Origin of the sequence: Sulfitobacter sp. M368 (assembly GCF_025141875.1) — a bacterium.
In the GTDB taxonomy this organism is placed as follows: Bacteria; Pseudomonadota; Alphaproteobacteria; order Rhodobacterales; family Rhodobacteraceae; genus Sulfitobacter; species Sulfitobacter mediterraneus_A.
The window spans coordinates 2,280,650-2,304,596 of record NZ_CP081113.1 but is presented as its reverse complement, the minus strand read 5'-3'; the positions used below and the strand labels follow the sequence as shown (position 1 = coordinate 2,304,596).

At 59.2% G+C, this 23,947-nt stretch carries 26 protein-coding genes; 11 read left to right on the top strand and 15 right to left on the bottom strand.

Annotated elements, in window-relative coordinates; genetic code table 11:
- Window positions 1-5: 5 nt before the first annotated feature.
- Entirely contained in the window at window positions 6-503 is a 498-nt protein-coding gene (gene accB / locus K3754_RS11565) for an acetyl-CoA carboxylase biotin carboxyl carrier protein (protein ID WP_203210926.1), read from the bottom strand.
- Window positions 504-647: 144 nt separating this feature from the next.
- Between accB and K3754_RS11560 the strand changes: the two genes are divergently transcribed.
- Window positions 648-2,150: a class I adenylate-forming enzyme family protein gene (locus tag K3754_RS11560; RefSeq protein ID WP_259937401.1), complete on the top strand. Its 1,503-nt coding sequence runs from the start codon at window positions 648-650 to the stop codon at window positions 2,148-2,150.
- Between the two features lie 96 nt (window positions 2,151-2,246).
- On the opposite strand, the gene K3754_RS11555 is transcribed toward K3754_RS11560, so the two are convergent.
- The 5 genes from K3754_RS11555 to K3754_RS11535 form a co-directional block, all read right to left on the bottom strand.
- On the bottom strand, window positions 2,247-2,999 hold the full coding sequence (locus K3754_RS11555; RefSeq protein WP_203210928.1) for an ABC transporter ATP-binding protein: 753 nt from the start codon (window positions 2,997-2,999) through the stop codon (window positions 2,247-2,249).
- An 11-nt stretch (window positions 3,000-3,010) separates the two neighbouring features.
- Window positions 3,011-3,772: an ABC transporter ATP-binding protein gene (locus K3754_RS11550; RefSeq protein ID WP_203210929.1), complete on the bottom strand. Its 762-nt coding sequence runs from the start codon at window positions 3,770-3,772 to the stop codon at window positions 3,011-3,013.
- Between the two features lie 11 nt (window positions 3,773-3,783).
- Window positions 3,784-5,007, bottom strand: a complete 1,224-nt coding sequence (locus tag K3754_RS11545) for a branched-chain amino acid ABC transporter permease (RefSeq protein WP_203210930.1) — start codon at window positions 5,005-5,007, stop codon at window positions 3,784-3,786.
- Between the two features lie 3 nt (window positions 5,008-5,010).
- The gene (locus K3754_RS11540; RefSeq protein ID WP_025048373.1) at window positions 5,011-6,039 is read right to left on the bottom strand and encodes a branched-chain amino acid ABC transporter permease; all 1,029 of its coding nucleotides are present in this window, start codon (window positions 6,037-6,039) and stop codon (window positions 5,011-5,013) included.
- A gap of 112 nt (window positions 6,040-6,151) precedes the next feature.
- Window positions 6,152-7,498 carry a substrate-binding protein gene (locus K3754_RS11535; protein ID WP_203210932.1) on the bottom strand — a complete coding sequence of 449 codons (1,347 nt, stop codon included), beginning with the start codon at window positions 7,496-7,498 and terminating at the stop codon, window positions 6,152-6,154.
- Window positions 7,499-7,729: 231 nt separating this feature from the next.
- Between K3754_RS11535 and K3754_RS11530 the strand changes: the two genes are divergently transcribed.
- The 5 genes from K3754_RS11530 (at window position 7,730) to K3754_RS11510 (ending at window position 13,793) form a co-directional block, all read left to right on the top strand.
- Window positions 7,730-9,025, top strand: a complete 1,296-nt coding sequence (locus K3754_RS11530; protein ID WP_259943336.1) for a helix-turn-helix domain-containing protein — start codon at window positions 7,730-7,732, stop codon at window positions 9,023-9,025.
- Between the two features lie 114 nt (window positions 9,026-9,139).
- Window positions 9,140-9,508, top strand: coding sequence for a response regulator transcription factor (locus tag K3754_RS11525; RefSeq protein ID WP_259937398.1), 369 nt, complete (start codon window positions 9,140-9,142; stop codon window positions 9,506-9,508).
- 14 nt (window positions 9,509-9,522) lie between these two features.
- Window positions 9,523-9,807, top strand: a complete 285-nt coding sequence (locus tag K3754_RS11520; protein ID WP_203210935.1) for a hypothetical protein — start codon at window positions 9,523-9,525, stop codon at window positions 9,805-9,807.
- Window positions 9,807-12,539 carry a sensor histidine kinase gene (locus K3754_RS11515; protein ID WP_259937396.1) on the top strand — a complete coding sequence of 911 codons (2,733 nt, stop codon included), beginning with the start codon at window positions 9,807-9,809 and terminating at the stop codon, window positions 12,537-12,539. The genes K3754_RS11520 and K3754_RS11515 overlap by 1 nt, the downstream gene beginning before the upstream one ends.
- 63 nt (window positions 12,540-12,602) lie before the next feature.
- Window positions 12,603-13,793 carry a FliM/FliN family flagellar motor C-terminal domain-containing protein gene (locus tag K3754_RS11510; RefSeq protein ID WP_259937395.1) on the top strand — a complete coding sequence of 397 codons (1,191 nt, stop codon included), beginning with the start codon at window positions 12,603-12,605 and terminating at the stop codon, window positions 13,791-13,793.
- A gap of 16 nt (window positions 13,794-13,809) precedes the next feature.
- Here K3754_RS11510 and K3754_RS11505 read toward each other — a convergent pair whose 3' ends face one another.
- Window positions 13,810-14,232, bottom strand: a complete 423-nt coding sequence (locus K3754_RS11505; RefSeq protein ID WP_259937393.1) for a TIGR01244 family sulfur transferase — start codon at window positions 14,230-14,232, stop codon at window positions 13,810-13,812.
- Between the two features lie 87 nt (window positions 14,233-14,319).
- The gene (locus K3754_RS11500) at window positions 14,320-14,559 is read right to left on the bottom strand and encodes a hypothetical protein (RefSeq protein ID WP_203210939.1); all 240 of its coding nucleotides are present in this window, start codon (window positions 14,557-14,559) and stop codon (window positions 14,320-14,322) included.
- 100 nt (window positions 14,560-14,659) lie between these two features.
- On the opposite strand from K3754_RS11500, the gene K3754_RS11495 reads away from it, so the two are divergent.
- Entirely contained in the window at window positions 14,660-14,944 is a 285-nt protein-coding gene (locus K3754_RS11495) for a DUF2312 domain-containing protein (RefSeq protein ID WP_025048364.1), read from the top strand.
- A gap of 175 nt (window positions 14,945-15,119) precedes the next feature.
- Window positions 15,120-16,451 (top strand): trigger factor, encoded by a 1,332-nt coding sequence (tig, locus tag K3754_RS11490; protein ID WP_259937390.1) that lies wholly within the window; start codon window positions 15,120-15,122, stop codon window positions 16,449-16,451.
- A 63-nt stretch (window positions 16,452-16,514) separates the two neighbouring features.
- Here tig and K3754_RS11485 read toward each other — a convergent pair whose 3' ends face one another.
- Entirely contained in the window at window positions 16,515-16,925 is a 411-nt protein-coding gene (locus K3754_RS11485) for a helix-turn-helix domain-containing protein (protein ID WP_259937389.1), read from the bottom strand.
- Between the two features lie 67 nt (window positions 16,926-16,992).
- Here K3754_RS11485 and K3754_RS11480 point away from each other — a divergent pair, with 67 nt between their 5' ends.
- Window positions 16,993-17,466 (top strand): DUF2938 domain-containing protein, encoded by a 474-nt coding sequence (locus K3754_RS11480; protein WP_259937387.1) that lies wholly within the window; start codon window positions 16,993-16,995, stop codon window positions 17,464-17,466.
- Window positions 17,467-17,494: 28 nt separating this feature from the next.
- Here K3754_RS11480 and K3754_RS11475 read toward each other — a convergent pair whose 3' ends face one another.
- From K3754_RS11475 to K3754_RS11455, 5 genes are all read right to left on the bottom strand, one after another.
- The gene (locus tag K3754_RS11475) at window positions 17,495-17,989 is read right to left on the bottom strand and encodes a lytic transglycosylase domain-containing protein (protein WP_259937386.1); all 495 of its coding nucleotides are present in this window, start codon (window positions 17,987-17,989) and stop codon (window positions 17,495-17,497) included.
- Window positions 17,990-18,148: 159 nt separating this feature from the next.
- Window positions 18,149-18,778 (bottom strand): 50S ribosomal protein L9, encoded by a 630-nt coding sequence (gene rplI, locus K3754_RS11470; protein ID WP_259937384.1) that lies wholly within the window; start codon window positions 18,776-18,778, stop codon window positions 18,149-18,151.
- Between the two features lie 11 nt (window positions 18,779-18,789).
- Window positions 18,790-19,017: a 30S ribosomal protein S18 gene (rpsR, locus tag K3754_RS11465; RefSeq protein ID WP_005852865.1), complete on the bottom strand. Its 228-nt coding sequence runs from the start codon at window positions 19,015-19,017 to the stop codon at window positions 18,790-18,792.
- Between the two features lie 28 nt (window positions 19,018-19,045).
- Window positions 19,046-19,399: a 30S ribosomal protein S6 gene (gene rpsF / locus K3754_RS11460; RefSeq protein ID WP_025048358.1), complete on the bottom strand. Its 354-nt coding sequence runs from the start codon at window positions 19,397-19,399 to the stop codon at window positions 19,046-19,048.
- Between the two features lie 155 nt (window positions 19,400-19,554).
- On the bottom strand, window positions 19,555-20,955 hold the full coding sequence (locus tag K3754_RS11455; protein WP_259937354.1) for an MATE family efflux transporter: 1,401 nt from the start codon (window positions 20,953-20,955) through the stop codon (window positions 19,555-19,557).
- Window positions 20,956-21,241: 286 nt separating this feature from the next.
- Here K3754_RS11455 and K3754_RS11450 point away from each other — a divergent pair, with 286 nt between their 5' ends.
- Window positions 21,242-21,775, top strand: a complete 534-nt coding sequence (locus K3754_RS11450) for a hypothetical protein (protein ID WP_203210946.1) — start codon at window positions 21,242-21,244, stop codon at window positions 21,773-21,775.
- A 313-nt stretch (window positions 21,776-22,088) separates the two neighbouring features.
- On the top strand, window positions 22,089-22,673 hold the full coding sequence (locus K3754_RS11445; RefSeq protein ID WP_259937352.1) for a YceI family protein: 585 nt from the start codon (window positions 22,089-22,091) through the stop codon (window positions 22,671-22,673).
- Window positions 22,674-22,726: 53 nt separating this feature from the next.
- On the opposite strand, the gene K3754_RS11440 is transcribed toward K3754_RS11445, so the two are convergent.
- Entirely contained in the window at window positions 22,727-23,926 is a 1,200-nt protein-coding gene (locus K3754_RS11440; protein WP_203210948.1) for a cytochrome b/b6 domain-containing protein, read from the bottom strand.
- Between the last annotated feature and the right edge of the window lie 21 nt (window positions 23,927-23,947).

Sequence of the window (23,947 nt, the reverse complement as noted above, 5' to 3'; positions counted from 1 at the left end):
CGCCCTTATTCGATGATCACAAGCGGCGCACCAAATTCGACGGCATCGCCATCGCCCACCAGAATGCGCTTGATTGTGCCCGCTTTGGGGGCTGGAATGTGGTTCATCGTTTTCATCGCCTCAACGATCAAAAGCGTATCTCCTTCAGAGACACTTGCGCCAACGGTGATAAACGCCGGTGCGCCCGGTTCACCCTGCATATAAACGGTCCCGACCATGGGGGAGGTCACGGCGCCCGGATGGCTGGCCGGATCTGCAGGTTCTTCTGCGGAAGCGGCGGCAGTCGGGGCCGCAGCGGCGGGCGCAGCGGCCATCGGTGCTGCAGCCTGCATCTGTTGCGGTGCCACGATCTGTTGGGGTGGCTTGCGGCTGACCCGCACATTGAGGCTGTCATCCTCGGCGTAATCGCGTTTGACCTGCAGTTCGGTCAGGTCATTTTCGTTCAGCAGCTCGGCCAAGGCCTTGATAAAGGCCACATCAGCGTCATGGGTGTTCTTAGTCATTTTTTTCCTCAACACTTCTTTTGTGCAGGCACCGAAAGTGCCGTGACGTTTTTTCGCTTATATGCCATGGGCCTCCCCATGGAAAGCCGCCAGTTGCAGCCTCAATAAAGGCTTGGCATGGTGGGATTCAAAGGGGACGTTTTCATGAATCTCGACCATTGGTTGATCCGCACCGCTGCGGCCATGCCGGATTGGCCCGCTGTATTTGAGGGGCGGGACCAGATTTGTGACTATGCGGGACTGAACGCCCGCGCCGGTGCGCTGGCCGCTTGGCTGATCACGCAGGGCGTTGCGCCGGGGGACCGGGTCGCGGTCTTTATGAAGAATGTGCCAGATTATCTGGTGGTTCTTTATGGCATCTGGCGCTGCGGCGCGGCGGCGGTGCCCATAAATGCCAAGCTGCACGGCCGTGAGGCGGCGTTCATCATTGAGGATGCCGGTGCCAAGTTGGTATTTGCCAGCCCGGAGTTGTCGCAGGGTCTGAGGGAGGCGGACAGCGCAGCGCAGGTTGTGACCATTACCGAGGAGGATTTCGAGGCCGCCATGGCCGCCCCGCCCATGCTGAACCCGGTGGATCGCACAGCGGATGATCTGGCATGGCTGTTCTATACCTCCGGCACCACGGGCAAGCCTAAGGGCGTGATCATCACCCATGGCATGCTGATGTCGATGGCGCTGTGCTATGAGGCGGACGTCGATCCAGTGCGCGCGGAGGACGCAACGCTTTATGCCGCCCCGATGAGCCATGGTGCAGGGCTTTATGCCCTGATGCATGTGGCCAAGGGGGCAGCGCATATCTGCCCGGCGTCTGGCGGGTTTGATCCGGCGGAAATCCTTGATCTGGCCGCGCATTTCGGATCGGTTCACATGTTCGCTGCGCCCACGATGGTCAAACGCATGACCGATTACGCCAAGGGCGCAGGCCTGCGCGGGCAGGGGCTGCGCACCGTCGTCTATGCGGGCGGCCCGATGTACAATGCCGATATTATTGAGGCTGTAGACCAGTTTGGTCCGGTCTTTGTGCAGATCTACGGGCAAGGAGAATGCCCTATGGGGATCACCGCCCTGTCCCGCGCCGATGTGGCAGACCGCAGCCGCGCTGACTGGCAAAAGCGGCTGGCCTCCGTTGGACGGGCGCAATCGGCAGTCGAGATTCGCATTGGGGATGCAGGCGGGCAACCATTGCCCAGCGGATCACAAGGTGAGATCATGGTGCGCGGCGCAACAGTCATGCCCGGCTATTGGCAAAACCCCGAGGGCAGCGCCAAAGCCCTGAAAGACGGCTGGCTGATGACCGGTGACATGGGGTTTCTGGACGATCAAGGCTACCTGACCCTGCAGGACCGCAGCAAAGACGTCATCATCACCGGCGGGTCAAACGTCTATCCACGCGAGGTAGAGGAGGTCTTGCTGACCCATCCAATGATCAGCGAAGCGGCCGTTGTCGGACAACCCCATGCAGAATGGGGCGAAGAGGTGATTGCCTTTGTCGTCGGGGATGCCGATGCCGCGGCGCTGGATGCGCTGTGCCTGAACGAGATTGCGCGGTTCAAACGGCCCAAACGCTATCACCACCTGACGGAGCTGCCCAAAAACAACTATGGCAAAGTGCTCAAGACCGAGTTGCGCAAGCTGTTGGAGGGCTGATGGCATGCAGCCAGTGATCCGCAGGCCAACAAAAAAAGCAGCAGGCGGACCTGCTGCTTAGTTGGGGGTAATTTCATGCCTCAGCCAAAGCCAAGATCAGATCGCGAGGTACTCCGCCCGAAGCTCTGCGTTGTTCAGAACCTCTTCGGCTGTGCCGTCAAAAACGATCCCGCCGGTGTCAAGGATCACCGCCCGGTCGGCCAGTTTCAGGGCGCGCACCGCGTTTTGCTCAACCAAGATCGTGGTGATCCCCTGTTCCTTGATCAGGCCCAGTGTCTTTTCAATCTCGTCCACAATCACCGGCGCGAGACCTTCATAGGGTTCATCCAGCAATAGCACTTTGATGTCCCGGGCCAGGGCGCGGGCGATGGCCAACATCTGCTGTTCGCCGCCTGAAAGTGTGACGCCCTCCTGGTTTTTGCGCTCGCCGAGGCGGGGGAAGAGATCATACAGACGATCCAGTGACCAACCCACCGGTGGCGCGATCTGGGCCAGTTTGAGGTTTTCCTCAACCGTCAGGCCGGGGATGATCCGGCGGTCTTCGGGCACCAATGCAAGACCGGCGGCAGAGGCCTGATGGCTGGCCATCTTGTGCAGGGGTTGGTGGTCCAGCCAGATCTCGCCATGCTGCACCTCGGGTTCGCTCAGACGGGCGATGGCCCGCAGAGTGGAGGTCTTGCCCGCGCCGTTGCGGCCCAGCAGGGCAAGGATTTCACCCTCATGGACGTTAAAGGTCACGCCTTGCACGATATAGCTTTCGCCGTAGTAGGCATGCAGATCCCAGACCGACAGAAAGGCGGGTGCGGTGGCGGCGTGATTGGCGTTGCGGTTCAGTGTTGCGGTGTTCATTTTTCTGATCCTTATGCCGCTTGGGTTTCGCCAAGGTAGGCTTCGCGCACCTTGGGATGACCCTTGATCTTGTCAGGTGTGTCTTCCACCAGCGGCGTGCCCTGTGCCAGAACGGTGATCCGTTCGGCCAGTGAGAACACCACATGCATGTCGTGTTCGATGATGGCGATGGTGATGTCGCGCTCTTCCTTGATCCGTTTGAGCAGATCAATGGTGTTGTTGGTATCCGCGCGCGCCATGCCCGCCGTTGGCTCATCCAGCAACAGCAAACGTGGATCCTGCGCCAGACACATCGCAATTTCCAAGCGCCGCTTGTCACCGCGTGACATGGAGGCGGCGTGCATCTCGCGTTTGTCGATCATGTTCATATCGACCAGCATTTCTTCGGCCTTGGCAACGATCTCCTGCTCATTGGCGATGGTTTCCAGTGCATGCATCCGGAACGCGCCATCGCGTTTGGCAAAGCAGGGGATCAACATGTTTTCCATCACCGTCAGATCGCCAAAGATCTCGGGTGTCTGGAACACACGGCTGATGCCCATCTGGTTGATCTCAAAGGGTTTGCGGCCCAGAACCGATTGCCCGTCAAACATCACCGATCCAGTGTCAGGGATCAATTTGCCGACCAAACAGTTCAGCAAGGTGGACTTGCCCGCGCCGTTCGGTCCGATGATTGCATGCACGGTGTTTTCTTCCACGTTGAGGTTCACATCCCCCAGCGCTTGCAACCCGCCAAACCGTTTGCCGACATTCTTGACTTCTAGAATTGCCATTGTTTCGTTCCTTATTCAGCTGCGGGGTTGCGCTGTTTGGCGGCTTTCGCCTCAGCGTCGGCGGATTTTGCGTCCTTGCGGCGGAAGGTGGCCCCGATTTTCTCAGCGCCCTGCACAAGGCCGCCAGGCAGGAAGATCACAACCATCATGAACAGCAGGCCAAGGGTCAGGTGCCAGCCCTTGCCCACGAAGGGGTGGACGATGGTGACCATGAAATCCTCGATTCCATCGGGCAGGAAGGAGAACCAGCTGTGCAACACGTTGTCGTTGATCTTGGCAAAGATGTTCTCAAAGTACTTGATGAAACCCGCGCCCAGAACCGGACCGATCAAGGTGCCTGCGCCGCCGAGGATCGTCATCAGAACCACTTCGCCCGAGGCGGTCCATTGCATCCGCTCCGCGCCCGACAGCGGATCCATGGAGGCCATCAGACCGCCCGCAAGGCCGGCATACATGCCAGAGATCACAAAGACCGCCAGAGTATAGGGCTTGGTGTTCAGACCGGTGTAGTTCATCCGCTGCTGGTTCGATTTCACCGCCCGCAGCATCAGCCCGAAGGGTGAGCGGAAGATACGGATCGCCAGATAGAACATGCAGATCAGCACCAGCGCACAGAAATAGTAGCCAAAGTTGAAGTCAAAGCTCCATGCACCGACATCCAATGTATAGGTCGACTGCATCTTTTGGCCAAAGAGGTGCGGAATGTCCGGTTTCGCGGCGCTGTGGAAAAACTGCGGATCGGAGGTATAGACCTGCAGGCCCGTTTCGCCATTGGTGATCGGCGTGCCGACAAAGCGGCCGATCAGATCCGAATAGGCAATCGCAAACAACATCTGTGCAAAGGCCAGTGTCAGGATCGAGAAGTAGATCCCTGAGCGGCGCAACGAGATATAGCCGATCAGCAGGGCAAAGAAGGCCGAAACAATGACCGACAGGATCATGCCGGGAATGATGTTGTAGCCCAGCAGCTTGAACATCCAGACCGCCGAGTAGGATCCGATCCCCAGAAAGGCCGCATGGCCAAAGCTGAGATAACCGGTCAGACCAAACAGCAGGTTAAAACCGATGGCAAAGATACCAAAGATCGCAAACCGCTGCATCAGGTCCGGATAGCCTGCATTAAACTGCGCCATGGCAGAGCCGGCAGGAAATGGGTTGAGGAGGAAAGGGGCGAACAGCGCCAGGCAGATCACAATGATCAACAACTGGGTGTCGTGTTTTTTGAGTCCGAGCATTGTTTATTCCTCCATCACGCCTTTGCGGCCCATCAGGCCCCGCGGACGTGTCAGCAAGATGATGATAGCAACCACGTAGATGATGATCTGGTCGATACCGGGCAGAATGTTTTTGATTTCGTTCATGGAGGCGAGGCTCTCGAGGATACCCAGCATAAAGCCAGCCAGAACCGCGCCGGGCAGGGAGCCCATGCCGCCGACGACCACAACCACGAAGCTCAGGACGAGAAAATCCATACCCATGTGGTAATTGGGCGAGTTGATCGGCGCGTACATCACACCTGCCAATCCCGCGACCGCCGCCGCGATGCCGAACATGATGGTGAACCGGCGGTCAATGTCGATGCCCAGAAGGCCCACAGTTTCCCGGTCAGCCATGCCTGCGCGCACCACCATGCCAAAGGTTGTGAACTGCAAGAAGGCAAAGACAGCACCGATGATCAGCGCAGAAAAGCCAAAGTAGACCAAACGCCAGTAGGGATAAGCGAGCGAGCTGTCGAGACCCAGCAGGGGGCCAAAGTCAAAGCTGCCAACAAAGGCAGAAGGCGCGGGGGTCGGGATCGGGTTGGCGCCGTAGAAATACTTGATGACCTCCTGCAGCACGATGGCAAGGCCAAAGGTCACGAGGATCTGATCAGCGTGGGGACGTTTGTAGAAGTGTTTGATCAGGCCCCGTTCCATGACAAAGCCGACAAACAGCATTACCGGTATCGCCAGCAGGATCGCCAGCGGCACCGCCCAGTCGATGATGGAGGCGCCCACCTCGGGGCCAAACCAGCTTTCGACATAGGGGGTTTTGATCTTGAGCGGATTGCCGAGAAAGTCCTTCTCGGTTTCCGACAGCGTTTCCGAGCTGAGCGTCAGAATACGCTGGAGGGTAACGGAGCAGAACGCACCAATCATGAAAATCGCACCATGGGCGAAGTTCACCACCCCCAGCGTGCCGAAAATCAACGTAAGGCCCAGAGCGATCAACGCATAGGCGGATCCCTTATCCAGGCCGTTCAGAAATTGAAGAATGATTGCGTCCATGGTCCCCACCTCTTGCAATGCGTCATTACGCAGGCAGGTCGCGCCCGGCGTAATGGTATGGGACAGGGCGCATCAAACGGAATGCGCCCTGTAGTCGTTGGATTGGGTCGGCTTATGCGCCTGGGTTACACTTGCCCAGCTCGCCACCGGCAAACATTGGGTGATCTGGCGCATACTCAACCTGAGCACGCGGTGTCACTTCAACGATTTCCAGTGTGTCGTATTCGTTGGACGGGTTCTCTTTGCCCTTCATGACCAACACGTCTTTGAAGCACTGGTGGTCTTCGCCGCGGTACAGAACCGGACCGTTGCCCAGACCGTCGAACTCAAAGTCTTCCAGAGCTTCGACAACGCCGCATGGGTTGAAAGTGCCGGCACGTTCGCAGGCATCCGCATAGAGCAGCGTCTGAACATAGCAGGTGTGCGCGGAGTTGGATGGCGGACGGCCATACTTTTCACCGAAGGATTTCACGAAGGCTTTGGAGCCTTCATCCTGCAGCTGCCAGTTCCAGTTCATGGAGCCGATCACGCCTTGCACGTTTTTGCCCGCACCAGCGGCCATCAGCTCGGAATAAAGCGGAACAACGATCTCGAACTTCTTGCCGTTCACTTCTTTGTTCAGCAGGTCGAACTGGATCGCGTTGGTCAGCGAGTTCACCATGTTGCCGCCGTAGTGGTTCAGAACAAGAACGTCCGCACCGGAGTTCAGCACAGGCGCGATGTAGGACGAGAAGTCGGTGGACGCGAGCGGCGTCAGCACGTTGTTCACAGTTTCCCAGCCCATGGCCTCGGTCGCGGCTGCGATCGATTCCTGCTGTGTCCAGCCCCATGTATAGTCAGCCGTCAGGTGATACGCGCGGCGGTCAGAGCCATATGCGTTCTTAAGCACTGGCGCGAGTGCAGCGGCAGACATGTAACCGTTAAAGAAGTGACGGAAACCGTTGGCTTTCTTGTCTTTACCTGTTGTGTCGTTTGAGTGGGTCAGACCCGCCATGAAGATAACGCCGGCCTCTTGGCACAGGCCTTGAACAGCAACAGCCACACCGGAGGACGAACCACCGTTGATCATGATTGCGCCGTCTTTTTCGATCATCGCCTTGGCAGAGGCACGCGCCGCGTCAGACTTTGTCTGCGTGTCGCCTGTTACAAACTCGACCTTCTTGCCGAGAATACCGTTCCCTTTCAGCGCTTTGGAGCTGAAAGTGTTCATCATACCGCCGTCGCCTTCACCGTTGAGGTGCTGAACAGCAAGTTCCTGGGCGCGCAACTCGTCCAGACCTTCTTCGGCATAGGGGCCGGTCTGGGGCACGTTAAAGCCCAGGGTTACGGTGCTGCCTGTGGGGGCGTTGGTAAAGCCAGAGTGCCCGTCGGCACGCAGATACGTCGGCAGTGCAAGACCGGCACCAGCTGCTGCGCTGGTTTTGATCAGACCACGACGTGTCAGATTGGAAAATGACATGAATTCCTCCCGAATTATGAAACAGCAAAGGCGCGTCTCCCGCGCACCTTCACACGGCACAAATGTGCAAATTGACTATCGCCTGCTATATGAAAACCAATCAATAACCCCCTTGATAAACACATTAAATTTGTAAATATCTTCGCAGGAACATTTTCGAAGGTGTAAAGAAAATGATATTGCAGCGCAGAAACCCATTGAAAACGCGGGATATTGACCGGAGCCACGGCAATGGCACGTGAGGGGCTGACCGGCAGCCGCATCCGCGAACGCCGCGTGATGGCCGGGCTCAAACAGGCGGATCTGGCCCGCGATATCGGTATCTCGGCCAGCTACCTTAATCTCATCGAACACAACCGCCGCAGAATCGGCGGCAAGCTGCTCCTCAATATCGCGGCGGTTCTGGGGGTCGAGCCGCAAACCCTGACCGAAGGGGCGGAGGCTGCCCTGATCGCCGCCCTGCGCGAGGCTGCGGACGAGGCGGGTTTGACCGGACCAGAGGCCAGCCGAGCCGACGAATTCGCCGGGCGTTTCCCCGGTTGGGCCGATGTGCTGGCCGGAACGCGGCGGCGGGTGGCCTCCCTTGAACAGACAGTCGAGGCTTTGACCGACAGGCTCGCCCATGATCCGCATCTGGCGGCGTCCATGCACGAGCTTCTCTCCACCGCTGCCGCGATCCGGTCCACCGCTGCGATCCTTGCGGAAACCAAGACCCTTCAGCCGGAATGGCGCGAACGGTTTCACGCCAATATCAATGAAGACAGCCACCGCCTTTCTGACAGTGCGCAGGCCCTGGTGTCTTATCTTGATGCCGAAGCGGACGCCGCCGATGCTGCCAGCTCGCCGCAAGAGGAGGTCGAAGCGTTTCTGTCAGAACATGATTTCAGCTTTGGCAGTCTGGAAACCGGTTCCGCGACCGAGGCCACTATTGCCGAGATTGTAGAGACCGCCGAGATGCTCAGGTCGCAGGCCGCCAAATACATTGCACGAGGGGTCTTGCAACAATGGGCACGTGATGCAGCGGCTTTGTCACTCAAAGACCTGCGCAAGGAGATCGAAACCGCAGGAACAGACCCGCTGACGCTGGCGCGGAACCTGCACAAACCTGTCGTGGTTGTTCTGCGCCGTTTGGCCGCCTTGCCGGAGCTGGGCGCGGGGCTTGTGGTCTGCGACCGCTCTGGCACGGTGATTTTCCGCAAATCGGTCGAAGGCTTCACCGTGCCGCGCCACGGGGCCTGTTGTCCGCTTTGGCCGCTGTTTGGCGCATTGGCGCAAACGGGCATGGTGATTTCGGAAACCGTCATGCAACTGGGCCGCGCCCAAGCCAAATTTGAATGTTTTGCCACATCCGAAACCCAATCGGCGCCGTCCTACAATGCGTTGCCACTTGTGCAGGCGGTGATGGTCTTGCTGCCCGCATCCGCCGGCGCGGGGCAGGGGCGGTCGATGGGATCGACCTGCAGGGTTTGCCCGCAAGAGAGCTGCGCCGCCCGCCGAGAGCCGTCAATTCTCAGCAGCGGCGTCTGACTGCGGCCTTTGGGCTTTTGACAGCCCGCTCAAACCGTTGCATGCTCAGGGTCGGCATGGCGCCAGCTGCATCAGACAGAGCCGCCCTGCCACCTTGGGGGAGGAGGACCGCGCGTGAGCAAACATGTCGTGTTGGTTGAGGACGAAACAAACATTGCAGAGGCAATCCGCTTTTTGCTGTCGAATGAGGGCTGGCGGGTCGAAACCCTGGCGAACGGATCAAACGCAGTGGACGTGATCCGAAACACCGGGCCGGATCTTGTGATGCTCGATGTAATGCTGCCCGGCAAAAGCGGGTTTGAAATCCTGCATGATTTGCGGGCGGATCCGGCCTTTGATGCGCTTCCGGTGCTTATGTTGACCGCACGCGGCCAAAGCCGCGACCGCGAGATGGCGGAAAAAGCAGGCGTAAGCCGGTTCATGACCAAACCGTTTTCCAATGCCGAGATGCTGGATGCGGTGCGCGAACTGACCGCACAATGAAAGGGGCCTGAGCGATGCCGCAGCGGCGCATGTTTCTGGAACGGCGCAGCTATCGAATGCGGCGGATGATGGACGCGCTGCGGTTTCTTCCGTTGATTGGCCTGTGCCTGTGGATGGTGCCCCTGCTTTGGCCTTTGCCAGAGGCGGGTGATGCCGATCCGATGCCGATGAGCGTGGCCCTGCGATATCTCTTTGGTGTCTGGCTGGCCTTGGTGGTCATGGCTTGGGCGCTGTGGCGCTACACCCGCGGCGAAGCGGAGGTAGACACGGCACAGGGCAGCTCGGACAGGACGCCCTGATGGTTTCTCTCAACGAATTGGTGCTGGTGTGCCTGACCTATGTTGTCGGACTTTTTGCCATCGCCTTTCTCGCGGAACGCGCCGCATTGCGGGGGCGCGGGGGATGGCTGCTGCGCTCACCGGTGGTTTATACGCTGTCGCTGTCGATCTATTGCACCGCATGGACGTTTTACGGAGCGGTGGGTTATGCCGCGCGGTCGGGGCTGGAGTATCTGACGATTTACCTCGGCCCGTCTATCGTGATGATTGGCTGGTGGTGGGTGCTGCGCCGTTTGGTGCGCATCGGGCGCAGCCAGCGTGTGACGTCCATCGCAGATCTGATCTCGTCGCGCTATGGCAAGTCGAACACCCTTGCCATTGTTGTGACCGTGATGGCGGTCATCGGCGTGACGCCCTATATTGCCCTGCAATTACAGTCGGTTATCCTGTCTCTGGCAATTTTTGCGACACCGGATGCGGGCCTTGCCGGGGCCGAGGGTGCGCCGTTCAACAGGGCGCAGGCGGCCTTCTGGGTGGCAACGGGGCTGGCGCTGTTTACCGTTCTGTTTGGCACGCGCAATCTCAATGTAAACGAACGCCACCATGGTGTGGTGATCGCGATCGCAGTGGAAGCGGTGGTGAAACTGGTCGCATTGATCGCGGTTGGGGTCTTTGTGGTCTGGGGGCTGGCAGGCGGCGTGGGCGACACGCTTGAGCGTATCGACGCCTCCGCCATTGGTGATTGGGAAGTGCAGGGCAGCCGTTGGGCGGCGTTGATGTTCGTCTCTGCGGCGGCGTTCCTGTGTCTGCCGCGCATGTTTCAGGTCATGGTGGTGGAAAACAACGACGACCGGCATCTGCAAATCGCCTCCTGGGCCTTCCCGCTGTATTTGATGTTGATGAGCCTGTTTGTGGTGCCAATTGCGGTCGTGGGCCTTGATTTGCTGCCTGCGGGATCAAACCCTGATCTCTTTGTGCTCAGCCTGCCGCTCAGCCAGGGTCAGAACGGGTTGGCGATGCTGTCTTTTCTGGGCGGTTTTTCCTCTGCCACCTCCATGGTGATCGTGGCCACGCTGGCGCTCAGCACCATGGTCAGCAACCATATCGTCATGCCGATCTGGCTTAACCTGCGGCGCGGCGGGGCCACCCAATCGGGTGATGTGCGCAGCGTGGTGATCCTTGCGCGGCGGCTCTCGATCCTGCTGATCATCGCGCTTGGCTTCTCCTATTACCGCGTGAGTGGTGGCAGCGGCGCCTTGGCGGCCATTGGCACGATCTCCTTTGGCGGTGTGGCGCAGTTCCTGCCCGCGCTTTTGGGCGGCATGTTCTGGCGCGGCGCGACGCGGTTGGGCGCGCTCTGCGGGTTGGGTATCGGCTTTGTCCTGTGGGTCTTCACCATGCTCTTGCCCAGCTTTGGCATGGATGTGGCCCTGTCACAAAGCACCTTTGAGCAAGGCTTGATGGGGGCCGCGTGGCTGCGCCCGCAAGCGCTTTTTGGGGTTGAGGGGCTGGACCCCACGGTACATGCCGTTGTCTGGAGCCTGAGCCTGAACACTTTGATGTTCTTTGTGGTCTCGCTTTTTACCTTTCCTGATCCGATTGAACGATTGCAGGGCGCACAGTTTGTCAATGTGCTGGACCACGGCGGATCGGCGCGGGGCTGGACGGCCTCGGTGGCGGGCAGTGAAGACTTGATGATCATGGCCCAGCGGATCCTGGGGGCGGCCGAGGCACAGGCATTTTTCCGGCAAGAGGCCAAGGCACAGGGACGGCCGGGCAACCTGCCGGAACCCACACCGGCCTTTGTGCAGGAGTTGGAGCGCGAGCTGGCAGGTTCGGTTGGTGCGGCCACGGCCCATGCGATGGTGGGGCAGATCGTTGGCGGCACGTCAGTGTCGGTGCAGGATTTGCTGGCGGTGGCGGACGAATCCGCCCAGATGCTGGAATACTCCAGCCAGCTTGAGGCCAAATCGAGAGAGCTGTCCGAAACCGCCGAAGAATTGCGCCACGCCAATGAAAAGCTGACCCAATTGTCGCTGCAAAAGGACAGTTTCCTCAGCCAGATCAGCCATGAGTTGCGCACGCCTATGACCTCGATCAGGTCGTTCTCTGAAATCCTGCGGGACGCGGCCAAGCTCAGCGAGGCGGACAAGACCCGCTATGCTTCGATCATCCATTCGGAGACCATTCGCCTGACCCGGCTGCTTGACGATCTGCTGGATCTGTCCGTGCTCGAAAACGGGCAGGGCAATCTGCACATTGGCGAAGGTGCATTGCAAGATGTGCTGGACCGGGCGGTGACCACGGCCCTGACCGGCAGCGAAAACCCCATCAGCGTGACCCGCGCAGGGGTGCAGGAAAAGATCATCATCCGCACCGATCTGGACCGGTTGGTGCAGGTATTCATCAATCTTATCACCAATGCCAAGAAGTACTGCCGCGCCGACGCGCCCGCATTGACCATTCTGGTGGGGCGGCGCAGCGACGGGATCACGGTTGATTTTGTCGACAATGGTGAGGGCATCCCCGCCGATGCGCAGGCTGTCATCTTCGAAAAGTTCTATCGCGCAACTGGCGCCGAAGGAGATGGTGCAGGGTTGGGCTTGGCGATCTGCCGCGAGATCATGCACAGGCTGGACGGCGAAATCAGCTATCTGACATCCTATGAAGGGGCCGCGTTCCGGGTTTTCTTGCCGGCATCGGCGCTTGCCCCGGTCCAGACAGATCAATCGGAACTCAGCCAGCCCGCATAAAGGCCATAGTAACCAATCTTCCGCTATGGCTGGACCCAGCAATCCCAACCGCGGGCGGAGGCAATGGGTCAAGACCAAGAACAATCAGCCATAACCGAGGAGACAACACCGCCTGCAGGTGTCCTGCATCGCAAAGCCCATTCGGGCCGCGCGACGCATCAGGCCCGTGCAATGACTCTGGCCAAGGCGCTGCGCCTGACTTTGGCCAAGGTGGCGGATGATCTGTTCGATATGGCGATGGCAGTGATTGGCCTGCGCCGCGAAACCCGCAGCGCGGACACCTTGGGTGAGCTGTTTCCGGCGGATGCGCTGCTGCTGCTGATGGATGGGCCCCAGCGGCAAAGGGGCGGCGTTGTGGTCGATCAGGCGCTGGTCGGCGCCTTGCTGCAACAACAGACCATGGGAAAGGTCTTGCCCGCCGCAGAGGGCGACGTGCGGACCACGACCGAAACCGATGCCGCGATGTGTGCGCCTTTCATTGACGCGCTGATCCTCCGTGCGGCTGGCCTGCCTGAAACGGAGGCCGACCGCGACCTGATCCGCGGCTATACCTTTGGTGCGCGGACGGCTACGCCGCGGCTGCTGTTGATGGCGCTGACGGCACAGGATTATGAAATCATCGAAATCACGGTGGATATCGATGGCGGCACTCGGCAGGGGACATTGACCCTTTGCTTGCCGCACAGCGAGGTGGCCCAAGACCCGATCCCGCCGGAGGACGTCAAAGATGACAGCGTCGCACCCGACAAACGGGTTCCCAAAAAGCTGACCGAAACGGTTTTGGCGTTGCACGTTGATCTCAATATCGCGCTCACCCGGTTTCGGATGCCGCTGCGCCGGCTTGGGGCACTCAAGGTGGGGGATCAGATTGATCTGGGCCGATGTGCCTTTGATCAGGCCCGCGTGCTGACCATGGGCGGCAAAGCACTTGGCCTTGGCACATTGGGGCGCGTCAACGGGATGCGGGCGCTCCGGGTCACACAGACCGGGCAGGGTCAAAAGCAGACGGAACCGGACGGGGATGCCCGCGCGGCAGTTGGCTTGTCTCCGGCCGCTGCAATGATGGAGATGCCGGGTGCAGATTATGACGGAGCGGAGCCGCCTGAAATGGAGGATGACATGCCCGAGTTGCCAGACCTGCCAGATCTTCCTGACCTGCCGGATTTGCCCGATCTGCCGGAACTACCTGATTTGCCGGACATGTCAGACCTGCCGGGCTTCGAAGATCCCCCCGCCGAACAAGAGGCGGGGTAGCTTCAATCCAGAGGGATCAAACGAAAGGTTGATCCAGCGCGGGGCGGATGTTGCTCAGATCATAACCGCCCGCCGCGGCGGCTGCGACGATCTCATCTGCGGGCAGCGTGCCGGCTTGCCCCAGCGCCCATGCAATGGTCGAGCGGGTGCCAGAGGCGCAATAGGCCAAAACCACATCGCCTGTATCCAGACCCAGCGCCCGGTTCTTGGCAATCACATCGGGCACCATGGTCTGATGGGTCAGCGGCTGAACCGCAAAGGCGATCCCAGCAGCCTCAGCCGCGGCGCGGATCGCATCAGCGCTGTGGCTTGGCGGCACTTCGGCGTCAGGGCGATTGCACAGGATGCGAGTGATGCCAGCGTCGCGCAGGGCGTCCATATCGGACGGGTCAATCTGCGGGCTGACAAAATAGCGGGGGGTGATTTGGCGAATATCCATAGGATGATTTAAGCGCAGAGCGGGTTCCTGTCCAGCCGTCATTGCAGGTCGGTGCAATGGGTCGCAGGGCAGGAGGCAAGGCCCGCCTCAGCCCATGAAGATCCCGACCACAACCATCATCAGGCCAATGACCGACAAGAACAGCGCCCCAAGGTTCAGCGGCAGTGCAGATTGCAGCACGGCGCGCATCGCCTCATCATCCAGTTGTGCACGTTTGGCACGGGTGACCTTGAGAATGCACCAGACCAGCCCAACGAGCCCCAGCAGGGACAGCGCGGCACCAGACCAGATGATCCAATCAAAAACGGTAAATGTGTCGGTTTCCATGGCAGGCTGCTACGACAATCCCCCGCTTGGGGCAAGTCCCGCTTGCGGGGGCGCCGCCCCGAAGGTAGTCAGTCTGAAAGCCAATCAAGAGGACCGTCAGATGAGCGATACAGGCACCAACCCAGACGTGATCGAAACCGCAGGCGATGCGACATACCGTGTGACAGCCAACGAGCTGCGCCAGTTTGTGGAACGGATCGAGCGTCTGGATGCGGAAAAGAAAGACCTGGCCGAGCAACAAAAAGAAGTCATGGCCGAGGCCAAGGCGCGCGGCTATGACACCAAGGTCATGCGCAAGGTCATCGCTCTGCGCAAACGCGACAAGGACGACATCGCCGAAGAAGAGGCGGTTCTGGAAATGTACAAAGAAGCCTTGGGCATGTGATCCGATCCGGTGGCCAAGGGACCTGTTTTGCAGATGCAGGCAGGTTTTTAACCCCAACCACCGCCTAAGGCCGGTTCGACCGGGCTGACCCCCTTGCGCACGTCCTTCATCAGCCATAGAAGGGCGGAAATTTTTACCCGCGCCGCGCGGCGCGGCCCTATCCTATGGAGCAAACATGCAGGTCAACGAGACGCTGAACGAAGGTCTGAAACGCGGCTATGCCATCACCGTGACGGCGGCCGAGCTGGACGCCAAAGTGAACGAGAAGCTGGCCGAGGCGCAGCCTGAAGTCGAGATGAAGGGCTTCCGCAAGGGCAAGGTGCCGATGGCGCTGCTGAAAAAGCAGTTTGGCCAGCGCGTGATGGGCGAAGCGATGCAGGAAAGCATCGACGGCGCGATGAACGAGCATTTCGAAAAATCCGGCGATCGCCCTGCGATGCAGCCCGAAGTGAAAATGGCCAACGAAGACTGGAAAGAAGGCGACGATGTCGAGGTCACAATGACCTATGAAGCGCTGCCAGAAATCCCTGAACTGGACATGTCCAAGATCAAGCTGGAAAAGCTGGTGGTCAAAGCCGACGACGCCGCTGTGGATGAAGCGCTGGCCAACCTTGCCGAAACCGCGCAGGATTTCAAAGCCCGCAAGAAAGGCTCCAAAGCCAAAGACGGCGATCAGGTTGTCATGGATTTTGTCGGCAAAGTGGATGGCGAAGCCTTTGAAGGTGGCTCTGCCGAAGATTATCCGCTGGTTCTGGGGTCCAACTCCTTTATCCCCGGCTTTGAAGAGCAGCTGGTTGGCGTAAAGGCCGGTGAAGAAAAAGCCGTGACCGTGTCTTTCCCTGACGATTATCAGGCCGAGCACCTGAAGGGCAAAGAGGCGACATTTGATTGCACAATCAAAGAGGTGAAAGAGCCTGTTGCCGCTGAGATCGACGATGAACTGGCGAAAAAATTCGGTGCCGAAGATCTGGCCGGGTTGAAAGCGCAGATCGCTGAGCGTCTGGAAGCCGAATACGCCGGTGCCTCCCGCGCGGTGATGAAGCGCGGCCTGCTGGACCAGTTGGACAGCATGGTTGACTTTGACCTGCCGCCCACCCTGGTTGAAACCGAAGCGGGCCAGATTGCCCACCAGCTGTGGCATGACGAAAACCCTGACGTTGAAGGCCACGATCACCCCGAGATCGAAACCAAGGAAGAGCACACCAAGCTGGCGACACGCCGCGTGCGTCTTGGCCTTCTGCTGGCAGAACTGGGCCAGAAAGCCGAAGTACAGGTGACCGACGCCGAGATGACCCAGGCGATCATGAACCAGGCACGACAGTACCCTGGTCAGGAACGCCAGTTCTTTGAATTCGTTCAGCAAAACCAGCAGATGCAGCAACAGCTGCGTGCGCCTTTGTTCGAAGACAAAGTGATTGATCACATCGCGGAAAACGCCGAAGTGACTGAAAAAGAGATCAGCAAGGACGACCTGCAAAAGGCCGTTGAAGCGCTCGAAGACGAATAAGATCAACTTGATCCAAGTTGTGAAGGCCGCGCCATCTGGTGCGGCCTTTTTCGTTTGTCTCCGCTAAGGTTTACCCTGCCGCCTGCGGGTTTTTGTGATTTGCAGGATACGCCGGAACTTGGGGCATTCCAGATGGCTGGGTGCCGTGCAATTGGCCGCATGACGCAGGCCATCGCGCATGCGTTGCAACTCTGCAATTTGTAGGTCAAGCGCATCGGCGCGGGCACGCAGGGCATCTGGCGACAGGCGCGGCGCGTCCCGCCGGCCCATCAGCGCCGCGATCTCGCGCAGTTTGAAACCGGCCCGCTGGCCCAAGCCAATCAACGTCAGACGGTCCATCACATCGGCGGTGAACACGCGCTTGATCCCCTTGCGTCCGACCGCGCGGATCAGCCCAATTTCCTCGTAATATCTGAGGGTTGAGGCAGGCACGCCGCTGTCTTTGGCCAGTTCGGAAATGTCGGGGTTTTGCATGGTTGACCTCAAGTGCACTTGAAGATGCAGGTTGCGCAGCGTGAACGTAACTGACAAGAGGCAAAAAATGTTCGGAGATGGAATAGCGGCGCAGGTGATCCCGGTTGGTGTGGTGGCCACGGTGGTGATGGATGTGATTTCGGTGCTGAGGGCGCGGCTGAGCGGGGTAAGGGGGCTGGACTACGCGCTGTTGGGCCGCTGGATGTTGCACATGTGGTCCGGTCGATGGTTTCACAACAACATCGCGGCCACTGAACAACGCGGCGGTGAACGCCCGTTTGGTTGGCTGCTCCATTATGTGATTGGTGTGATCTGGGCAGCGCCTGCGGTTTGGATGGTGCAGGCCGGTGCATCCGTGGTCGCTGCGGCGTTTGTGGTCGGAGTGGGCTCCGTTGTGGCGCCATGGTTCGTGATGCAGCCCGCGTTCGGGATGGGGATTGCGGGGCGGAAATTGCCAGAGCCATGGACGGCCCGCAGCCGGAGCCTGCAAACACATTTGACCTTTGCACTGGGGCTTTGGGTGGGTCTGCGCGTGATTTGACGGAGATCCAGCCACAGGCCGCATCCCGTCAGCCAGACTTCAAACCGGTTTCGACCAACATGCCGCGGCGCTTGGCCTCATAGTAATAGCCCCGCGCGTACCAGCCGATGGCGGTGTCGAAATTACCATCGGACAAGAGCCACGCGCCGCGCAAGTATTTGAGACCAAACTGCAAATTGGTTTCCGCGTTCAGCAGATCAGCGGGGCGTCCGCGAAAACCCATGGTGCGGGCCGTGGCGGGCAGGATTTGCAGGAGCCCCCAATAAGGGCCGTTGCGGGCCGCAGGGTTATGCGTGCTTTCCCGAATGGCAAGGCGGTGCACCAACGGTCGCGGCAAGGCATAGTGATCCGCCCAACGGTTGATGCTGGCCCGCAGGGCGGGGGTTTCATTGGGATAGAGCGGCGGTTCGGGCGGGTTGGTGTAGGGCGCCGGGGCGCTGTTGCCGCCACCCCCGCACGCCGCAAGCGGCAACGCCCCCGCGCAGAGCAACAACATCGAACGTCGGGAATAGAGGTGAGGCATGGAACGCACCGGCAAACAGGAACAATAGCCTCTGTTTATCCCGCAAGGGCGTTACGACAAGGTAAAGCCTTTGGCATCGGCGGCGATTTGCGCAGGGCAAAGAAAAACGCCGCGCAGGATCTGCGCGGCGTTTCTGTTCGATAGAAGGGAAGGGGGAGATCAGGCTTTCGCCGCGTCGTCCTCAGCTTCTTCTGCAGGCTGGACCGCTTCGGCCAGCTCGTCATCGTCGGATGCGGCGGAACCGATATCATCAAACAATTCGGCAATCTCGAAATCAGCTGCGGCTTCTTCTTCCGCGGCCAGTTCCTGAATGGATTTGCCGGACGCCTGAAGCTCGGCCTCTTCAGGGGAACGTGCAACGTTCAACTGAATTGTGGCTTCGACTTCGGGGTGCAGAACAACGGTGACATCGTGCAGACCCAGATCCTTGATCGGGTTCTGCAGAACAACCTGTTTGCGGTCCACGGTGAAACCAGCCTCTGTCGATGCTTCGGCGGCGTCACGGGTGGTGACGGAGCCATAAAGCGCACCGGCGTCAGAAGCAGAGCGAATCACGATGAACTGCTGACCGTTCAGCTTGTCCGCCATGGCTTCGGCTTCTTTTTTGGTTTCGAGGTTCTGTGCTTCAAGCTGTGCTTTGCGTGCTTCGAAGGCTTCCACGTTGGCTTTGGACGCAGACAGCGCCTTGCCCTGTGGCAGCAGGAAGTTGCGAGCATAACCCGGCTTTACGTCCACAACTTCGCCCATTTGGCCAAGCTTGGATACACGTTCCAGAAGGATAACTTGCATGTGCTTTCTCCTTACTTAACGGCGTAGGGCAGCAGGGCGAGGAAGCGGGCGCGTTTGATGGCACGGGCCAGTTCACGCTGCTTTTTCGCGGATACCGCGGTGATACGGGAAGGCACGATCTTGCCACGCTCAGAGATGTAGCGTTGCAGCAGACGTGTGTCCTTGTAGTCGATCGCAGGTGCGTTGTCGCCCGAGAATGGGCAGACCTTGCGACGGCGGAAAAATGGTTTTGCAGCCATGGTTTAGATCCTTTTCCTCAAGCCAAAATCAGCGACGTTCGCGGCGCTCGGGCCGTTCGTCACGTTTCTGCATCTGAACGGATGGCAGGTCTTTATGCTCATCCATTTTGATGGTCAGAACACGCATGACATCGTCATGCAGGCGCATCAGGCGTTCCATTTCCTGAACGGCGGTCGCTGGTGCGTCGCTGCGCAGGAAGGCATAGTGGCCCTTGCGGTTCTTGTTGATTTTATAGGCCATTGTCTTGACGCCCCAGTACTCGTGATCCACGAGTTTCCCGCCATTGTCGGACAGGACGGCACCAAAATGTTCGATAAGGCCTTCGGCTTGCGTGTTGGAAAGATCCTGACGCGCAATCATAACATGCTCATACAGTGGCATGTGTACTCCTACTTTTATCAAGGCGCATTTCATAGGCAGGGCATGATCCTTTGCGGCCCCACCACGAGAGACTGCGCGGTTCAAAAGATTTGCAAAGGAAGGGTCCATATACACGGTTTGACGCGCAGGGCAAGGCCGCCGCGCGTCAAATAGGATCAGGCCCGCGCGGCGGCAAAAAGCCCATAGCGCAGGTTCAGGCGGCGGGCGGTCTGGGACAGCACTACAAAGGTGAGGATCGCCATCAAGATCTCAGACACCGGACCGGCAATCCAGATCCCAAACTCCCCCATCAAAAGCGGCAGGGCAAAGGTCAGCGGCAGCGCAAAGGCATAGGGTTTGGTCAATCCCAGCACCGCCGCCCGTGTCGCATCCCCCAGCGCCTGAAAGTAGGAGGCGATCACAATCATCGGACCCGCCAGCCAGAACATCACAGTGGTGACTTGCAAGATCCATTGAAACGCCGTGATCACCTCTGGATCAGAGACAAAGAGCCGTGCAATGGGACGTGCCAGTGCCACAAAGACCACCTGACAACCAAGGCAATAAAGGAACGCGATCCAGATCCCGATCCGCAAGCTGCGATCCGAGCGGTCCAGCGCCCGCGCGCCATAGTTGTTGCCGACAATGGTTTGCAGCGCATGGGTCAGCCCCAAAAGCGGCAGAAAGGCAAAGGTCATCACGCGGGTGATGATGCCATAGGCCGACACTGTCGCCGTATATTGCGGCGCATCCACCATTTGCAGCGCCAGCAGAATCGCGGTGGAGCCCAGGGCCACGCCAATGAAGTTCAGACTTTGCGGCGCACCAAGGGCGAGGATACGGCCCCAATCGCTTGTCAGGGGCGCTTGCAGCAGGGCGCGCGGGGTGAGCAGGGTTTTACCCGACAGGCGAAAGCCGATAACGATCAGGATCGTCACCAGTTGCGCCAGCGCCGTGCCATAGGCCGATCCGGCCACGCCCATCTCCATCAGGGCGATCAGGACATAGTTAAAGGCAATGTTCAGCAAGGACACCAAAAGGCTGAGTGCGGCCATAACACCGACATGGCCCTCATTGCGCAGCGCATCCGAATTGACGCTGAGCACGAAAAGCAAGGGCGACATGAACATCGTGATGGCCAGATAGGTCTGGGCCATCTCGGCCAGCACGTCGGACCCGGCTGCAAGAAATTGTGCAACCGCCGGTCCAACCGCCAGATAGGTCAGCACCAGCAGCACACCGGCGAACAGGGCCAGCCCATGCGCACCGGCAAACACGGCGCGGGCGGCGTCATGCTCTCCTGCGCCCAGGTGCCGGGCCAGTTTGCTGGACATGCCGTTGCTGACCAGCGTCGCCAGCGCCACAATCAGCATGAACAAAGGAAAGATCAGGGTCACAGCGCCAAGCGCCTCTGCGCCGACATAGCGGCCCAGAAAGATCGCATCGACCACCGTCAGCAGACCGTTCATCGACATCACAAAGATGATGGGCAGTGCGGTCTTGGCAAAGATCGGGCCAAGCGGCCCGTGGGTAAAGGGATTTTGCGGAGAAGGATCCACAGCAGGATTAAGGGACATGATTGGCCTCACAAACACGTTCCGCATTTTCGAAAGGGGCCCGCGTTTCCCACCGGCAGAACAGGGTAGGTCCAAAATCAATCCGACACTTCACCGGTATTGCGGGCGGCAGGCGGTCGGGCCTGCGGCACAGGTATCGCCATTGGCGCAGAATGGCAATGGCCGGCAAAGAGGGCAGATAACGGCGCTGCCCTGACAAGGTACGCACATCGCCCAGTTGTCGCCCAATTCTCGGCCATTTCTTCGCCCATTCCTTAACTCAAGATGAACAGCGAGGATGGGTGCAGTGACAGCGACAGCAGATTTTATGGAGGGCGAGGATGCTTCCTTTTTGTCAGAAGACAAACAAACCAGCGCGATGCGCAACCGGCCAAATGATGAGGGCCGCGTGATGCAGCGCTCGGTGCAGCGGCTGATGGGCGCGTCATTGATGGTTGCGGCGGTTGGCCTCTGGGTCGCACCGGGATCAAGCTGGGATAACGATCTGTTGCTGTTCAAGCTGGCTCTTTCTTTGACTGGGGGATTGGCCGGGTTCGGTCTGCTGCTGGCCAGCAGCACTCCCCGCGATCCGCGTGTCGAGATCGACACTATCCGCCGCGAGGTGCGGGTGGTGCGCCCGGCCAAAGGGGTCGGTGACATCATCTTGCGACGCTGCGGGTTTGACGATCTGGCCCGCGCCGAACAGGACGGGCCGCGCGTGCGCATGTGGGACCGGAACGACGACTTGCTGGTGGACATCACAATGAAGAATCGCGATGCCCTTTTCAGCCTCGTGGGGGGGCTGAAAGACGTCGGGAAACTGGCGCAGACTGCCGGGTGACGCTGGGCAAAAGCCCGCAAAAAGCAGAACGCTTGCGTGATCCGGGCAGAAGGCCCAAAAACCGGTGCAGAAGGCCCGGACAAGACAGGCAGAATGCCTGAAACGACAGGGCAGAATGCCCGACACAAAGGCAGAATGCCTTTTCACGACCCAAAAGCGCCCCGGCAATAGCCGGGGCGTTTGTTTTTGCAAGGGCCGCCGGCCGGCTCCAGTGTTCAAAAATGCGCAGACCCTGTTCAGACCTGTCCAATTGCACTTGCGCCCTTGGTCCCCATTTTGGCTTGCACAAACGCAAACCAACGGAGCGACCCAAATGAAAAACGCAATTCTTGCCTCGGCCCTCGGCCTGACAACAGTTCTGGCCGGACCATCCTTTGCCGCAGGCGCAGAGAAATATGTGCTGGATGCCAGCCACAGCCAAATCGTGTTTGATTACAACCACCTCGGCTTCTCCACCAGCTATGGCATGTTCTCTGGCTTTGAAGGCGAGATTATGTTTGATGCGGACGCCCCTGACGCCTCTTCGGTCACGGTGTCCATGCCTGTGATGTCGATGTTTACCGGCTGGGAAGAGCGCCACGCGCACTTTATGTCGCCAGACTTTTTCGGCGCCGCTGAGGGCGATTTGGTGACATTCACCTCTACAGGGATCGAAGTCACCGGCGACAATACCGCTCTGATCACCGGTGATCTGACGCTGAACGATGTAACCAAATCAGTGGTCCTGGATGCCAAGCTGAACCAAAAAGGCGATCACCCGATGGCGGGCAAGCCCTGGATGGGTTTTGACGCCACCACCACGCTGGTGCGTTCGGATTACAACCTTGGAAAATTCGCGCCCTATGTGAGCGACGAAGTACAGGTGAAAATCTCTATCGAGGCGATGAAAGCCGACTAAACTTTCAACGCGAGACAGAACAATAGGCCGCCGGACACCCCGGCGGCCTTTTGCTATTCCGTGCCGCGCTGCGCGGTCAGGGTGATTTTGACCCGCACCTCAAAGCCCAGCGTTGCGGGGTCATTGACGTTATCACCAATCCCAAAGCTGCGCCGGTCCAGTGTCAGATCACCGCGCATTTCAGCGCGGTTGCCGTCCACCGAAAGGCTGAACGGCAGGGTCAGGGGCGCGGTTTGATCCTTTATGGACAGGGTTCCGATCGCCTCATACCCGTCGGCGGCATGTTTGATATCTGCCTTGAATACCGCCGTTGGATAATCCGTGGCAGCAAAAAAGTCAGGCCCAAGCGCCTGCGCGGTGACAGAGCCAAGGGTGAGCGAGGGGATCGAGATCGTTGTCTCCACACTGCCGATCGCGACATCGGGCGTCGGGATGGTCTCATCAAAAGCAATGACAGAGGTCCAATCAGCAAAGCTGCCAGTGATTTCAGAGCCGAATTGTACCACGGTAATTTCGATGGTGCCGGTTTCGACCTGCCATTGTGATGTGACCTCGGCCAGGGCTTCGGGCGCGGCTTGGGTTTTGCCGCCTGCCAATGCTGCCGATAGACCCAGGGCCGCCAACCAAAGCGCAACGGCGGCCAAAACGGGGGTGCGGCTGTGCGCCTGATCGGGCAGGGGAGGCAGATCCGGACGGCCCGGCAACATCCGGCGCAGTGTCGCGTCACGGTCGATCACGTGGTGTTTCAATGCGCCCGCGATATGCAGCACCAAGGACAGGATCAGCAGCCGCCCGGACACGAAGTGCAGCGCGCCAAAGAAGTGTTCAACCGCGGTGGATTTTGGCACCAGCGGCAGTCCCTGGCCTAAGGGCCACCAGATCGGCGCGAAACCTGCCGCGGCTGCGTGGGAGATCCAGCCGGACAGCGGCACCACCACCATCGCGCCATAAAGCATCCAGTGCACGGTGTCTGCCGCCCAGCTTTCCAGTTTTTTGTCAGCGTTCAAAAGGCCGGGCTTGGGCTGAGTGAACGCCCAGATAATCCGCAGGACAGCAAGGAAGAATGCCAGCACGCCCAATGTCTTATGCAGTGAAAACAGCCATGCCTTGCGGGCCAGCTCGGCGTCCGTTTCAAAAGGCAATTGATGGGCAAACCATCCCATCGGGATCAGTGACAGGATCAACAGGGCCATCAGCCAATGGATCGCCTTGGTCACCGCGCCATAGCGGGTTTGGGTGTTGGATAGGGACATCGTTAGCTCCTGCTTGGGTCT